This window comes from Amycolatopsis sp. NBC_01480, from assembly GCF_036227205.1.
Lineage (GTDB): Bacteria > Actinomycetota > Actinomycetes > Mycobacteriales > Pseudonocardiaceae > Amycolatopsis.
Genome location: NZ_CP109442.1, coordinates 1,297,695 through 1,312,237, shown reverse-complemented (window position 1 = coordinate 1,312,237; position 14,543 = coordinate 1,297,695). Strand labels below are relative to the sequence as shown.

Annotated in this window: 13 protein-coding genes; 3 read left to right on the top strand and 10 right to left on the bottom strand. The window is 70.2% G+C overall.

The features are described from left to right. Positions 1–13 precede the first annotated feature (13 nt). The 5 genes from OG371_RS05990 to OG371_RS05970 are packed head-to-tail and all read right to left on the bottom strand — an operon-like array spanning position 14 to position 6,122. Positions 14–907: an ROK family protein gene (locus OG371_RS05990; protein ID WP_329066373.1), complete on the bottom strand. Its 894-nt coding sequence runs from the start codon at positions 905–907 to the stop codon at positions 14–16. Further along, positions 904–2,535, bottom strand: coding sequence for an ABC transporter ATP-binding protein (locus OG371_RS05985; RefSeq protein ID WP_329066371.1), 1,632 nt, complete (start codon positions 2,533–2,535; stop codon positions 904–906). The genes OG371_RS05990 and OG371_RS05985 overlap by 4 nt, the downstream gene beginning before the upstream one ends. After that, positions 2,532–3,362, bottom strand: a complete 831-nt coding sequence (locus OG371_RS05980; RefSeq protein WP_329066369.1) for an ABC transporter permease — start codon at positions 3,360–3,362, stop codon at positions 2,532–2,534. The genes OG371_RS05985 and OG371_RS05980 overlap by 4 nt, the downstream gene beginning before the upstream one ends. Further along, positions 3,359–4,318: an ABC transporter permease gene (locus tag OG371_RS05975; protein WP_329066367.1), complete on the bottom strand. Its 960-nt coding sequence runs from the start codon at positions 4,316–4,318 to the stop codon at positions 3,359–3,361. Before OG371_RS05975 ends, OG371_RS05980 begins: the two co-directional genes overlap by 4 nt. 4 nt (positions 4,319–4,322) lie before the next feature. Further along, positions 4,323–6,122: a peptide ABC transporter substrate-binding protein gene (locus OG371_RS05970; protein ID WP_329066365.1), complete on the bottom strand. Its 1,800-nt coding sequence runs from the start codon at positions 6,120–6,122 to the stop codon at positions 4,323–4,325. 162 nt (positions 6,123–6,284) lie between these two features. Here OG371_RS05970 and OG371_RS05965 point away from each other — a divergent pair, with 162 nt between their 5' ends. After that, complete coding sequence (locus tag OG371_RS05965; RefSeq protein ID WP_329066363.1) at positions 6,285–7,433, top strand: ROK family transcriptional regulator; 1,149 nt, start codon at positions 6,285–6,287, stop codon at positions 7,431–7,433. Then, positions 7,430–8,890, top strand: a complete 1,461-nt coding sequence (locus OG371_RS05960) for a M81 family metallopeptidase (protein ID WP_329066361.1) — start codon at positions 7,430–7,432, stop codon at positions 8,888–8,890. Before OG371_RS05965 ends, OG371_RS05960 begins: the two co-directional genes overlap by 4 nt. Here the strand turns inward: OG371_RS05960 and OG371_RS05955 are convergent. Next, positions 8,772–9,263: a hypothetical protein gene (locus OG371_RS05955; protein ID WP_329066359.1), complete on the bottom strand. Its 492-nt coding sequence runs from the start codon at positions 9,261–9,263 to the stop codon at positions 8,772–8,774. The genes OG371_RS05960 and OG371_RS05955 overlap by 119 nt on opposite strands. A gap of 162 nt (positions 9,264–9,425) precedes the next feature. Here OG371_RS05955 and OG371_RS05950 point away from each other — a divergent pair, with 162 nt between their 5' ends. Next, positions 9,426–10,202 carry an ArsR/SmtB family transcription factor gene (locus tag OG371_RS05950; RefSeq protein WP_329066357.1) on the top strand — a complete coding sequence of 259 codons (777 nt, stop codon included), beginning with the start codon at positions 9,426–9,428 and terminating at the stop codon, positions 10,200–10,202. Positions 10,203–10,267: 65 nt separating this feature from the next. Here OG371_RS05950 and OG371_RS05945 read toward each other — a convergent pair whose 3' ends face one another. From OG371_RS05945 to OG371_RS05930, 4 genes are all read right to left on the bottom strand, one after another. Continuing rightward, positions 10,268–11,095 carry a carbohydrate ABC transporter permease gene (locus tag OG371_RS05945; protein WP_329066355.1) on the bottom strand — a complete coding sequence of 276 codons (828 nt, stop codon included), beginning with the start codon at positions 11,093–11,095 and terminating at the stop codon, positions 10,268–10,270. Then, positions 11,092–12,027 (bottom strand): carbohydrate ABC transporter permease, encoded by a 936-nt coding sequence (locus tag OG371_RS05940; RefSeq protein WP_329066353.1) that lies wholly within the window; start codon positions 12,025–12,027, stop codon positions 11,092–11,094. The genes OG371_RS05945 and OG371_RS05940 overlap by 4 nt, the downstream gene beginning before the upstream one ends. A gap of 143 nt (positions 12,028–12,170) precedes the next feature. Then, on the bottom strand, positions 12,171–13,412 hold the full coding sequence (locus OG371_RS05935) for a sugar ABC transporter substrate-binding protein (protein WP_329066351.1): 1,242 nt from the start codon (positions 13,410–13,412) through the stop codon (positions 12,171–12,173). Between the two features lie 35 nt (positions 13,413–13,447). Beyond that, on the bottom strand, positions 13,448–14,443 hold the full coding sequence (locus OG371_RS05930) for a LacI family DNA-binding transcriptional regulator (protein WP_329066349.1): 996 nt from the start codon (positions 14,441–14,443) through the stop codon (positions 13,448–13,450). Between the last annotated feature and the right edge of the window lie 100 nt (positions 14,444–14,543).

Below are 14,543 nucleotides of genomic sequence, written 5' to 3'. Positions count from 1 at the left end.
GATCGAGGTGCGGTCAGCCTGCCGACCGCACCAGGCCGACCGCGCCGAGGGCGATCGCGTCCGCGCCCCAGCGCGAAAGCCGCACCTCGACCGGCGAACCGGAAAGCAGCGGATGCGCGGCCAGCGCCGCCTGCATCGGTTTTTCCAGCAGAGCCCAAGAATTCGTCACCGAGCCCCCGACCACAGCCGTCGCGATGCCCAGCAAGCCGCCCGCGTGCGTGATCGCCTCGCCCAGGAACCGGCCCGCGTCGGTGAAAACCGCAAGAGCCGCTTCGTCACCAGCCAAAGCGGCAGAGGCGACCGACGCGGCAGGCATCGAGACGCCCGTCGCCTCGGCGTAGCGGCGGGAAAGGGACCGGCCGGACGCGTACGCCTCCAAATGACCGGGCACTCCGCAGGTGCACGGCGCCGGCCCGAAGTTCCCGACGTGGCCGATCTCGCCGGCGCCGGTGCCGCCGCCGTGTAGCAGGCGGCCGTCCACATACAGGGCGCCGCCGACCCCGGTGCCGAGCGCGACGCCCAGCACGTGCTGTTCCCCCGCGTCCAGTTCGCCGAGCAGGAACGCGTTCACGTCGTTCTCTGTGCGCACCGGCACTCCGCCGAGCCGTGCGGAAAGCCCGGAGTTGACGGCGGTGCCCGCCCAGCCGGTGAACGAATCGCCGGTGACCACGATCGTGCCGGTACCCGGGTCGACTACCCCCGCCGCGCCGACGCCGACCCCGGACAGCGCCGACGCATCGTCCACAAGGGACCGCACCAGTCCGGCGGCGATGTCCAGGATGGCTTCCCCGCCGAGGTGCGCGCCGGAGTCCGCCGTCGCCGAGGCGAGCTTGCGGCCACCGGAATCGCACAGCACTGCCAAGGTCTTCGAACCGCCGATGTCCACACCGGCCCACTGCCCGCTCACGCCGCCGGGTTCACGTCCGGATCGGCCAGCGCCGCACGCCGGCTGCGCTGCAGCTCCGGGTCCGGCACCGGGGAGGACAGCAGCAATGCCTTGGTGTACGGGTGTTCCGGCGCGCGAAGCACGGTCGCGGCCGGGCCCTGCTCCACCAGCTCGCCCGAGCGCAGCACCGCGACGCGGTCGCACAGGCTGTCCACCACCGCCAGATCGTGGCTGACGAACAGGCAGCCGAAGCCGAACTCCTCGTGCAGCCGCCGGAACACGTCCAGCACCGCGGCCTGCACCGAGACGTCCAGCGCACTCGTCGGCTCGTCCGCGATGAGCAGCTTCGGCCCCAGCACCAGCGCCCGTGCGAGGCTCACGCGCTGGCGCTGCCCGCCGGACAGCTCGTGGCCGTACCGGGTCATCAGGGATTCGGGCAGTTCGACGGCGTCCAGCAGCTCTCGTACCCGCTTCCGCCGCTCCGCGCGCCCGGCCGAGGTGTGCACGGCCAGGGGTTCCGCGACCGTCTGGGCCACGGTCATCCGCGGGTCCAGCGACGACGCCGGGTCCTGGAACACCGCGCCGATCTGCTGCCGCACCGCCCGCGCGGCTCGCCCGGTACCGCGCGGCAGGGGACCGCCGAGCACCTCCACAAGTCCGGACTTCGGCGTGACCAGGCCCAGCGCGCAGTTGCCGAGCGTGGTCTTCCCGGACCCGGATTCGCCGACCAGACCGACGATCTCGCCCGGCGCCACGGTGAGCGACACCGAGTCGACCACCCGCCGTCCGCCGTATTCCACGACGATGTCCGACAACGCGAGCACGGGCCATTCCGGCACAGTTTCAGGCTCGGAGTGCACGCCCGCGCCCAGCCGCGGCACCGCCGCCAGCAGTTCACGGGTGTAGTCGGCCTGGGGCGAGCCGAACAGCTCCGTCGTCGGCGCCTGTTCGACCACCTGTCCGGACTTCAGCACCAGCACCCGGTCCGCGACGTCCGCGACCACACCCATGTTGTGCGTGATCAGCAGGGTCGCCGTGCCCTCGGTGTCGCGGATGTCGCGCAGCAGGTCGAGGATCTGCTGCTGCACCGTGACGTCCAGCGCCGTGGTCGGCTCGTCCGCGATGATCAGCCGCGGCCCGGCCGCGAGCGCGATCGCGATCATCACGCGCTGCCGGAGCCCGCCGGACAGCTCGTGCGGATACTGCTTCAGCCGCGCCGCCGGGTCCGGCACGCCGACCCGGCGCAGCAGTTCGGCGCACCGGTCGTAGTAGTGCCGGTGCCGTTTCGGTGCGGGGTCGTGGTTGCGGATCGCCTCGGCCAGCTGGAAACCGATGCGCAGCAATGGGTTCAGCGCCGTCATCGGCTCCTGGAACACCATTCCCGCGCCCTGCCCGCGGAGCTTCCGCAATGCCTCGCCGCGCAGGTCCAGGACGGACTGCCCGTCCAGGACGATCGAGCCGGACACCCTGGCGGACGCGGGCAGCAGCCCCAGCACGGCCAGCGCGGCCGTGCTCTTGCCGGAGCCGGACTCGCCGACCATCGCCACGATTTCGCCCGGCGCCACGGAAAGCGACAGACCGTCGACGGCGGGCGCGCCGTCGCCATAGGACACCCGCAGATCGCGGAGGTCGAGCACCGACTCGCTCATCGCCGTCCCTTCACCGCGAACGCGTCGCGCAGCCCGTCGCCGAGGAAGTTGATCGCGCACACCACCAGCACGATCGCGATGCCGGGCGGCAGGATCAGCCACCACGCGCCGTCGAAGGTGTAGGTGATGCCCTTGGACAGCATCGCGCCCCAGTCCGTGGCCGGCGCGGGCACGCCGAGTCCGAGGAAGCTCACGTACGCCACGAGCAGGATGGCGTCGGCGATCTGGAACGTCGCGTTCACCGCCACCGTGCCGATCGCGTTGGGAATGATGTGCCGGAAGACCACCCGCGTGCGGCTCGCGCCGAGCACCGTGATCGCGCGGATGTAGTCGCGTTCGCGCAGGCTCACGGTTTCCGCGCGCATCAGCCGCGCCGGGACCAGCCACGAGACGCAGCCGATCAGCAGGGCCAGCACGCCGACGCTCGGCGTCACCAGCGTCGCCGCCACCAGCAGCAGGAACAGTGCGGGAATCGCGACGCCGGTGTCGACCACCCGCATCAGCACGGTGTCGAGCCAGCCGCCGGTGTAGCCGGCGACCGCGCCCCACACCGCGCCGATGGCGGTCGCGATCAGCCCGGCCAGCACCCCGATGATCAGCGACGTGCGCCCGGCGACCATCAGCCGGCCGAGCACGTCGTACCCCAGCTCATCGGTGCCGAGCGGGTGCCCGCTGCCGGGAGACAGCCGTGCGGACGCGAGGTCGGTGTGCGACTGGTCCGTGCCGTACAGCAGCGGGCCGAGGAAGCAGAAGAGCACCACCAGCACGAGCAGGATCGCGCCGGCCACGGCCGTGCGCCGGGCGAGCAGTCGCGAAAGGACGGTCATGACCGCGCCCCCTTCACCCGCACGCGCGGGTCGATCAGCAGCTGCAGCAGGTCCGCGAGCAGGGAGCCGGCCACCGTCGCGATCGCGATCACCAGCACCACGCCGAGCAGCACCGGGAAGTCGGCATTGCGCGCGGCGGTCCAGAACAGCAGCCCGACGCCGGGGTAGTTGAACATCGACTCCACCACCAGCGAGCCGCCGAACACCGTCGGCACGTAGTAGCCGAGCATCGAGACCACCGAGGTCAGCGAGTTGGGCCAGACGTGACGCCAGACGATCGTGCGCTCCGGCGTGCCCTTCGCCCGCGCCGTGCGGACGTAGTCCTCGGCCAGGTTGTCCAGTGTGGACGCCCGCATGTACCGGCTGAACACGGCGAGCGCGGCGCCCGTCCCGGCCAGGATCGGCAGCACGAGCGAGCCCGGCTGGGACAACAGTTCGCCGACGGTTTCACCTTGCGCGGCCTGCGCCGGGAACCACGGCAGCACCTGCGCGAACAGGATGATCAGCACCAGCGACAGGAAGAACACCGGCGTCGCGTACAGCACGAAGGTGAACGCCGTGGTCACGTGATCGGACGCCTTGCCACGGCGGACCGCCTGCCAGACGCCGACCGGCAGGGCCACGACGATCGCCAGCAGCGTGGAGACGACCGTGAGCAGCAGCGTTTTCGGCAGCCGCTCGCCCAGCAGCGTGGTCACCGGCGAGTTCTGCGTATAGGAGTCGCCGAGATCGCCGTGCACCAGCCGCACCAGGTAGTCCCAGTACTGCACGGGCAACGCCTTGTCGAAACCCTGGGCGGCGTTGAACGTGTCGATCTGCGCCTGCGTGGCCTTCACCCCGAGCACGCCGCGCGCGGGCCCGCCGGGCAGCAGGTGCAGCAGCACGAACGTGACCACAGTGACCAGCAGCACGACGATCACGGCCAGCACCAGCCGCCGGAGGATGTACCGGGTCATCGCTTCACCTCGTCCAGAACCAGCGTTGGGGCTGCAACCCGGCGAGCGGGTCCTGGCTGATGCCGTGCAGCGCGGTGTCGATCGCCGACACCTGGTACGGCGGGTTGGGCAGCCAGAGCACGGGCAGCTGCTCGGTCAGATAGGCGCTGTAGTCGAACATCGGCTGCTGGGAGGACGACAGGTTCGTCGCGGTCATCAGCTCGTCCGCGTGTTTGTCGCTGTAGCTGCCGAAGTTCGTCCCGGCGCCGGTGGCGAACAGCTGCTCGCCACTGGGGTTGGCCGGGAAGTACCAGCTGCCCTGAGTGCCGAAGTAGGACAGCTGCCAGGAGCACGACGCGTCGGCCGGCTCGCACGAGGTCCCGTTCGCCAGCACGGTGTTCAGCGGCTGCGCGTTGACCTTCATTTCGACGCCGATCCGGGAAAACTCCGACCGCAGCTCCTGCATGGTGCCGTCGGTTTCGTCGGAGCCCGATTCGGTCAGCATGGTGAAGGAGAGCCGGGTGCCGGCCGCGATGCCCTCGCCGCACAGCTGCGGCTCGGCGCAGGCGAGTACTCCGTCCGATCCGGGCTTCCAGCCGTGGTCGGCCAGCAGCTTCCGCGCGGCGTCGAGGTCGAACGGGTACGGATTGGTCTTTTGCCGCTGTGACAGGTACTTCGTGTCGTTGTCCTGCGGCACCGGGCCGTAGCCCACCCGGGCGGAGCCGCGCCAGATCACTGACGTGATGGCGTTCTGGTCCACCGCGTGCTGCAGCGCCTGGCGCACGTACAGCTGCGAGAACACCTTGCCCAGCTGCGGGTTGTTGAAGTTGTACGGCGAGTACGTGATGGACCAGCCGTTCCACGGTTCGACCCGGTAGCCCTCCGCCTCCAGCTTCGATTGCTGGCCGAGGTTCGACGTGGGCACGTAGCCGTAGTCGATGCCGCCCGCGCGCAGCACGTTGTACTCGGCCGAGGAACTGGTGAAGGTCAGGAACTTCACCGTGTCCAGCTTCGCCGGTTCGGGGCCGGTGTACTTCGGGTTCTTCGTCAGCGTCACCTCGCCGGCGGCGGTGAACCCCGACAGCGTGAAGGGCCCGTTCACGACCTTCCACAGCGGGTTCGTCGCGTACGTGCCGAGCTTTTTGGCCTGTCCCACCAGGAAGTCGAACACCTGCTTCGCGCCGGCCGGGTCGCGGTCGTGGTCGCCGACCGGGCCGTCCGCGCTGGTGCGGTCCCAAGCGCGTTGCGGCATCGGGACGACCAGGCTGAGCTGGTTGGCGGTGAACCAGTCCGGGTTGTACGCCTTGTCGAGCGTGAGGGTGAAGGTGCGGTCGTCGACGGCGTGGAAGGCCTTGATGTTGTCCGGCAGCAGGCCTTCGGAGTACTTGCCCCAGTTGTCCTTGCCCGCGCGGACCAGGTTGAGCCAGAACTCGACGTCACGGCTGGTCACCGGGTCGCCGGTGGACCAGGTGAGCGGCTTGAGCGTGATCGTCACCGTCTTGCCGTCGGCCGAGTACCGCGGCGGGTCGGCGGCGCTGCTCGGGTCGTTGAGCGCGACCGAGCCGGAACTGCCGTCGTAGTTGTAGAGCGGCACGAACATCGTGGCCCGGATGGCCCCGTTGTAGCTCGCGCCGTACCCGGGGATCGCGATCGGCATGATCCAGTTCGGGGTCGCCGAGGGCGGCAGCGCGAACCGCGCGGTGCCGCCGGTCCGGGGCGCTCCGGAGCCTCCGCCGTGCTGCTCCTGGCTGCCCCCGCAGCCGGACAGTGCGAGCACGGAGGCGAGCGTGACCCCGAGCGCGGTGCGCCACGGGTGTCGAGCCATCGCCATCACTTCCAACACGGTTGATGTAAGTCGGAATCCGGGTATTGGGTGGGTTCCTGGTTGCCGTGTAATGTCGCATGGGTGCCGGGAAAAGCCAAGAGGCGGTTTCCGGGTCGAGTTTCGGAGTAGTTACATCAGAGCTGAAGTAAGTAGGTGACGGCCGTGGCCGACGATCCCGCCGGGCTGTTGCGCCTGCTCTGGCTGATCGCGCACGAGCACGCGGTGTCCCGGGTGGACCTGGCGCGGGTGCTCGGGCTGCCGCAGTCCACGATTTCCGTGCGCACGCAGGCGTTGCTGTCCGCGGGGGTGCTCACGGAGCACGGCGAGGGCCGGTCCGCGGGCGGCCGGCGGCCGAAGCTGCTGTCCGTGAACGCCGGGTTCGGCCACGTCTGGGCGGCCGACGTCGGCTCGCGCCACGTCCGCATCGGCGCTCTCGACATCGCCGGCACGCTGCTGCACGTGGACGAGCGGCCGCTGGACATCAACCGTGAGCCGGAAGAGGTCGTCACGGAGTTCGCCGCGGCCGTGCGCGAGGTCGCGGCCGAAGCGGATTGCCCCGGGCGTTCGCTCGGCGTCGGGGTCGCGTTCCCCGGGCCGGTCGACGTCGGCGCGGGCACGATCACGCTGCCGTCCCGGATGCCGGGCTGGCGCGGGTTCGCGGTGCGCGAGGCGCTGCGCGAGCACTTCGAGCAGCCCGTGGCCGTGGACAACGACGCGAACCTGCTGGCGCTGGGCGAATCCGTGGCCGGCTCGCCCGGGCGGACGCTGCTCGTGGTCAAGGCCGGTACTGGCATCGGGTCCGGCCTGGTGATGGCCGGCCGGCTCTACCGCGGCCGCGCCGGGGTGGCCGGCGACATCAGCCACGTGCGCGTGCCGGTGGCCGGCGATCGGCCGTGCACCTGCGGAAACCGTGGCTGCCTGGAGACGGTGGCAAGCGGCGCGGCGCTGGTCGCCCAGCTGCGCGAGCAGGGAGTCGACGTGGCGAGCACCGCGCAGGTGATGGCCACGGCGGAGGACGGCCACCCGGCGGCGACCACCGCCGTCCGGCGCGCCGGGCTGCAACTCGGCGAAGTGCTGGCCACGGTGGTCAACTTCAGCAATCCGGACGAGGTGCTGCTCGGCGGCGCGCTGTCCGGCTCGGAGGCGTTCATGGCCGCGGTGCGCGGCGCCCTCTACGAACGCTGCCTCCCGCTGGCCACCAGGGAACTGAGGATCGACCGCGTGCGCTTCGGCGCCGACGCGGGGCTGTACGGCGCGGGCGCGCTGGTGCTGGACGAGGTGTTCGACGAAGCGATACGGAGCGGGCGATGAGTAAACTGCGGGTCGGGATCACGGGAATCGCCATCGAGTCGAGCACGTTCTCGCCGCATCGGTCCACTGTGGATGACTTCCACGTGACGCGGGGCGACGAGCTGCTGGCGCGGTACGACTTCCTGCGAGAGCGCCCGGAGTGGGCGGAAGGCGTCGAGTGGGTGCCGCTGATGCACGCCCGTTCGCTGCCCGGCGGCGCGGTGACTGAGGAGGCGTACGCCGAGCTGTCCGGCGAAATCCTGGAACGGCTGCGGGCTGTGGAAGGCCTCGACGGGCTGTTCTTCGACATCCATGGCGCGATGAGCGTGGTCGGCCGTACCGACGCCGAGGGGGAGCTGGCGGCGCAGGTGCGCGCGATCGTGGGGCCGGACGTGCTGGTGTCGGCGTCGATGGATCTGCACGGCAACGTCACGCGTGAGCTGGCCACGGCACTGGACCTGATCACCTGCTACCGCAAGGCTCCGCACACCGACGCGTGGGACACGCGCGAGCGGGCGGCGCGCAACCTCGTCACACGCCTGCGTTCCGGGGGAAAGCCCAAAAAGGCGTGGGTGCAGGTGCCCGTGCTGCTGCCGGGGGAGAAGACGAGCACGCGGCTGGAACCGGCGAAGAGCGTTTACGCTGCCGTGGACGAGGTCGAAGCGCTCGACGGAGTGCTGGACGCGGCCATCTGGGTCGGCTATGCGTGGGCGGACGAGCCGCGCTGCCAGGCCGCCGTGGTCGTCACCGGTGACGACGAGGACGTGATCACCGCCGAGGTGACCCGGCTGGCGCAGTCCTATTGGGATGCTCGCCGTGACTTCGCTTTCGTCGCTCCGACCGGCACGTTGCCGGAATGCCTGGAGCAGGCCGTGAAATCAGCCGAGCGCCCGTTTTTCATCAGCGATTCCGGGGACAACCCGACGGCCGGCGGTGCGGGCGACACGTCGTGGACGCTGGACGTGCTGCTGCGGACTCCGGCGATCGTGGACTCCGGGCTGACCACCCTGTACGCCGCGATCGTGGACCCGGTCGCCGTGGCCGCCGCCGTCGAAGCCGGGCTCGGCGCGACCGTGACGGTGGAACTGGGCGGAAAGGTCGACGCCGGCCCGCACGGCCCGGTGCCGGTGACCGCGCGCGTCGAGGCGATCGACGACGCCGATCCAGTCGCGGGCACGGCCGCCGTGCTCGCCGTCGGCGGCTTGCGCGTGATCGTGACGGCGCGGCGAAAGCCGTATCACCTGGAGTCGGACTTCCTCGCCCTCGGCCTGCGTCCGCGCGAGGCCGACATCGTGATCGTCAAGATCGGCTACCTCGAGCCGGAGCTGTACGAGATGGCGGCGGACTGGCTGCTCGCGCTCACGCCCGGCGGCGTCGACCAGGACCTCCTGCGCCTCGGGCACGTCGCGATCGAACGGCCGATGTTCCCGTTCGACGAGGAGATGATGACTCCGGCGCTGCGTCCCGAGCTGCTTTGAGCGAAGCGGCGGTGAGCGCGCCGTACGCGAGGTGGTCCAGCCATTGCGGCCACTGCGGCAGGGCGCGGATCGCGGGGTAGCGCCGGGCGGCCAGTCCCAGGTCCAGTGCGGCGATCACCGCGCCCGCGGCCAGCCCGTCCATGACCGAAAGCGGACGGCGCCGGTCCAGGCCGACGAGCGCGGCCGTCCAGCCAGCGGAGACCACAACGTGCGCGACGGCACCACCGAGCACACTCGCGCGGCCGCCGGGCAGCAACGTGCCCGCCGCCCGCGTGGCCGCCAGCGGGTCACGCCCGGTGAGCAGCGCGTGGACAGTCGACGGCAACCCGCTGACGGTCGCCGCCACGGCCCACGCTCTGATCACGCGGTTCATGCGCTGCCTCCTCAGGCCGGTCCGGCGGTCATCCCAAGTCCGGTCATACCAGACCACGGCAGAACGTGGCTGTACGCGGGAGTGGCGCTGAAGAGGATCCGCATTCGATCTCGCCCGGAGCCAACCCCGTGACTTGACATGCAGGCATTTACCTGCCTTACTGTGAGTGTGCAACCGGAGCTGGACAAAGTCTTCAAGGCGCTCGCCGACCCGACGCGGCGCTACCTGCTCGACCAGCTGCACGAGGACAACGGCCTGACGCTGAACGAGCTGTGCCGGCGCGTCGAGATGACGCGCCAGTCGGCGACGCAGCACCTCGCCGTCCTCGAAGCGGCGAACCTGGTCAGCACGGTCCGCCGTGGCCGGGAGAAGCTGCACTACCTGAATCCCGTGCCGCTGCACGAAATGCAGGAGCGGTGGGTCGGCAAGTTCGAACGCCCCCGGTTGCACGCACTGAGCGCCGTCAAACACCGAGCAGAGGAAAACATGAGCGACAAGCCGAGCTTCGTCTACGTCACCTACATCGAGAGTACCCCGGAGAAGGTCTGGGAAGCGCTCACCGACGCGGACATCACCGCGCTGTACTGGGGCCACCGCAACGAATCCGACTGGCAGGAAGGCTCGAGCTGGGCCCACGTGCGCGCCGACGGATCGGGCATCGCCGACATCAAGGGCGAGGTGGTCGAGAGCAAGCCGCCGAAGCGGCTCGTCACCAGCTGGTACGACCCGAACGGCCCGGAGGACCAGGTCCCCTCCCGCGCGGCCTTCGACATCCAGCCGTACCAGGGCATCGTGCGCCTTACCGTGACCCACACCGACCTCGCCGACGACAAGGCCCACCGCGATGTCTCCGGTGGCTGGGCAGCGGTGCTGTCGAACCTCAAGTCCTTGCTGGAAACCGGGAAGCCGCTGTCGCTGGAGCCGTGGAAGGCGCACTAACGCTTTGTCTGGAGCTTGCTTCCTGGCAAAACTATCCACAGTGGACTATTGGCTCGAAGCTGTCGCTACTTGTCGACACCCTCGTAGGTCCCGCGGGTGAAGCGTTTCGAGAAGATGAAGTACACCACCGCCACGGGGAGCGTCATCAGTAGCGCGGCGGCCAGCTTCAACGGGAACTGGTTGCCCTGGCCGAGCTGGCCGGACACCAGCGTGGCCACGCCCGAGGTCAGCGTGTTCAGCGCCGGGTCCTGCCGCGAGACGATGAAGTGCGGCAGCTCGTTCCAGGAACCCTGGAACGAGAGGATGGTCAGCGTGATCAGGGCCGGTCGCGACATCGGCAGCACCACGGACCAGAACGTGCGCAACGGGCCGGCGCCGTCGATCCGGGCGGCCTCCTCCACACTCACCGGCACCGTCTCGAAGAACTGCTTCATGATGAACACCCCGGTGGCGTCGACCAGCAGCGGCACGATCATCGCCGCGTAGGTGTCGTACATGCCGAACTGGTTCAGCACCAGGAACTTGGGGATCAGCAGCACCACGCTCGGCACGGCGAGCACGGCCAGCACCGCGCCGAACACCGTGGTCCGGCCGCGGAATCGCAGCCGGGCGAGCGCGTAGCCGGCCAGCGAGTCGAACACCACCCGCCCGACGGTGACCGAGACCGAGACGAACACGGAGTTCAGCGCCCAGCGCGGGAAGTCCTGCTGGGCGAGTGCGCCGAACACCGCCACGGACCACTCGTGCGGCCACGGGGTCAGCGGGTGGGCCGTGGCGTCGGCGTCGGTTTTGAACGCCGTGCCGAGCTGGATCAGGAAGGGGTAGATGTAAACGGCCGCGACCACGGCGAGCACGGCGTAGCCCGCCCAGCGCAGCGACCTGCGTTGCTTCATTTGCCCTTCTCCCGCAACAACCAGCGCTGCCCCAGCGTGAACAGCACGATGACCACGAACAGCAGGAACGCGATCGCCGAGCCCTGCCCCCACTCCTTGCCGATGAACGACGTCGAATAGGACAGGTAGGCCGGCGTGAGCGTGGTCTTCGCCGGCTCGCCGCGGCTGAGCACGTACACCTGGTCGAACACCTGCCAGGTGCCGATCAGGCCGAGGGTGAGCACGAGGAACAGCGTCGGCCGCAGCTGCGGGAGCGTCACGCGCCAGAACCGCTGCCACGGCCCGGCGCCGTCGATCAGCGCGGCCTCGTCCACGCTCGGCGGCAGGTTCTGCAGGGCCGCGTAGAACATCAGCATGAACCCGCCGGTCGAGGTCCACACGACGAGCACGATGATCGAGCACATCGCCACGCTGGGCCCGGAAAGCCAGTCCCACCAGGACAATCCCATGAAGCTGCCGTCGGTCAGCGCCTGCGGCGGGTTCGTCACCCCGAGTCCGTGCAGGAGGAGCTGGAAGATTCCGCGCGGGTCGGCGAACCAGCTGGGACCGTTCACTCCGAACAGCCCCAGTGCGGCGTTCACCGTGCCCGTGCTGGAGAAGAGGAACAGGAACACCACCGAGATCGCGACCGAGCTGGTCACGGTCGGGAAGTAGAACGCGGTCCGGAAGAACTGCTTGCCCTTGAGCCGGCGCTGGTTCAGCACCATGGCGAGCCCCAGCGCGAGCGCCGTCTGCAGCGGCACCACGAACAGCACGAAGTACGCGTTGTTGCGCACACTCGTGGCGAAGTTCCGCTGAGTGAGCCCCGGATCGGTGAGCAGCGCGGCGTAGTTGTCCGCGCCGACGAAATGCACCCGCGAAGACAGCGGGCTGCCGTTGCCGGTCCAGTCGCTCACGCTCACCCACAGCGCCATCAGGATCGGCACCACCATGAACAGGCCGAGGATCACCAGCGTCGGGGCGAGGAACAGCCAGCCGGCCCGGCCTTCGCGACGGAGCGGGCTCCGCCTGGGTGCCCGCCCCCGCCGCGAGGGGGATGGGGACGCGGCGGGGGCGGGAGCTGTGGTGCGCGCGCTCACTGGCCCAGCGCGGCGGTGGTGTTGGTCTGCAGCTGCGTGAGGATCTGCTTGGGGTCCGCGCCGGGCAGCTGCTGGATCTGGGCGTCGAAGTCGGTCAGCACCGGGTCCATCTTGGTGAGCGTCACCGGGCCGTGCGCCGACTCGGCGCCGGCCAGGAAAGCCGCCTGCTGCGGGAAGTCCTGCTGGTACTGCGTGCGCGCGGACTGCCGGGAGGGCATCACGCCGAACGTCTTCGCGAACGCCAGCTCCTGCTGCGGCGCCATCAGTGCGTCCACGAGCTGCTTGGCCTGCGTCTGGAACTTGCTCTTCGCGGCGATGCCCCAGCACTGCGTGAACGAGAGCGTGCCCGGCCCGGCCGGACCCGCGGGCAGCGGCACGACGCGGTACTTCAGGTCGGGGTGGTCCTTGGCCAGCCCGCCGACCATCCAGTTGCCGTCGATGCTCATCGCGGCCTTGCCCTGGCCGAACGCCTCGCCGGAGTCGCCGGCGCCGAGCTGCTTCGGGTACTTCGCCGCACCCGAGGCCAGCAGGTCGCGCACGTAGGTGAGCGCCTGGAGGTTCTGCGGGGTGTCGGCGGTGGCCTTCTTCTGGTCGGCGTCGAGCGGCCAGCCGCCGGCCTGCACGAGGAAAGCGCCGACGCGGTCGCGGGTGTTGTTGAACACGAGCCCGGCGCGGCTGCTCGTGGTGAGCTTCTGCGCGACGGCCTTCAGCTGGTCCCAGTTCTTCGGCACGTCGTTGTCGGTCAGGCCCGCGGCGGCCCAGGCGTCGGTGTTGATGCCCAGCGCCAGCGTCGAGAAGTCCTTGGGGACACAGTAGAGCTTGCCGTCCTTGGTGAACGTGGTGCGCAGCGTCGGGTAGAGATCGTCCTTGTAGGACACCGAATCCCCGTACGGCAGCATCTCGTCCGCGTAACCCTGGAACTTGGTGGCGTCCACGGCGAACACGTCCGGCGGGCTGCCCGCGGCGAAGCCCTGGCTGAGCTGCTGGGGCAGGTCGTTCGCGGCGATCACCTCGGCCGTCGAGCCGCCGCTGGCCGCGCTCCACTTGGCCGTGGCGTCCTGCATGGCCTTCAGCTCGGCGCCGCCGCTGGAGGCGATCATGAGCTTGAGCGAGGCCGGCCCGGACTGCTGGGTGGCGGGCGCCGTCGAGTCGCCGAACCCGCCGCCGCACGCGGTCAGCGTGAGCAGCAGCCCGGTCGCGGTGACGGCACCGGCCGTGCGGGAGAGCGTGTGACGCATCGATCCTCCTTGATCGTGCAGGTGGGGTGGGGAAGTCAGGTCGTGCGCAGCACCAGCCGCGGGGGCAGCAGCGCCGACGCGGGGCCGGGCTCACCGCGCAGCATCACGCGCAGCTGGCGGACGCATTCGGCGGCGACCTCGGCGATCGGCTGCGCGACGCTGCTCAGCCCGAGCACCGCCGCGGTCGGGGTGTCGTCGAAGCCGATCACGGACGCGTCGGCGCCGAGCCGCAAGCCGCGGTCGCGCAGTTCGCCGACCACGCCGAGGGCGAGCGAGTCGCTGGCGCAGACGAACGCGGTGGGAGCGAGCGGCTCGTCGAGCAGGCGCGCGGCGGCCGAGCGGCCGCCTTCGACGCCGTCGAACACCGCGGCCTCGCGCCGTTCGGGGATGCCCGCCTCGGCCAGCCCGGCCGCCCAGCCGGCCCGCCGGTCGTCACCGGTCTCGGAACCCTTGGGCCAGCCGACGAACGCGATCCGGCGGTGGCCCTGGCGCACCAGGTGGTCGGTGGCCAGCCGGGTGCCGCGCGCGCCGTCGACGTCGACCCACGGATGCTCGCGTTCGGCGCCCCACGGGCGGCCGAAGGTGACGAACGGCAGCTCCCGCTCCCGCAGCCAGCGGGTGCGGAGGTCGTCGTGGTGGGTATGGGTGAGCACGAAGGCATCGACACCGACGGAAGCGATGAGATCGGCGTACGCGCGCGTCTCGGACTCGTCGTCGGCCGCGGTGAAGAGCATGATCCGGTGCTCGTACTCCTCGGCGGTGGCCGTGAGCGAGTGCAGGAACTGGTCGAGGACGACGCCGCTGACGCCGTTGCCGACCGGCGCGATGCGCAGCCCGATGATCTGCGAGCGCGTGGTGCGCAGCTGGCGCGCGGCGGTGTGCGGGCGGTAGCCGAGACGCTGGATCGCCTCGAGCACTCGCTCCCGAGTCTCCGGGCTGACCACTTCGGGGGAGTTGATCACGTTCGACACCGTCTGGCGCGAGACGGCGGCTGCCTCCGCGACCGAGTTCAGCGTCGCCCGCTGTGCCATGCCGACTCCCGTCGCCTGCGTGTTTGCTGGTTTGAACGTTCAACCTGGCGGCTACTCTGAACGTTGGACGTTGACCTGTCAAGACTTCCCCGGAACTTGA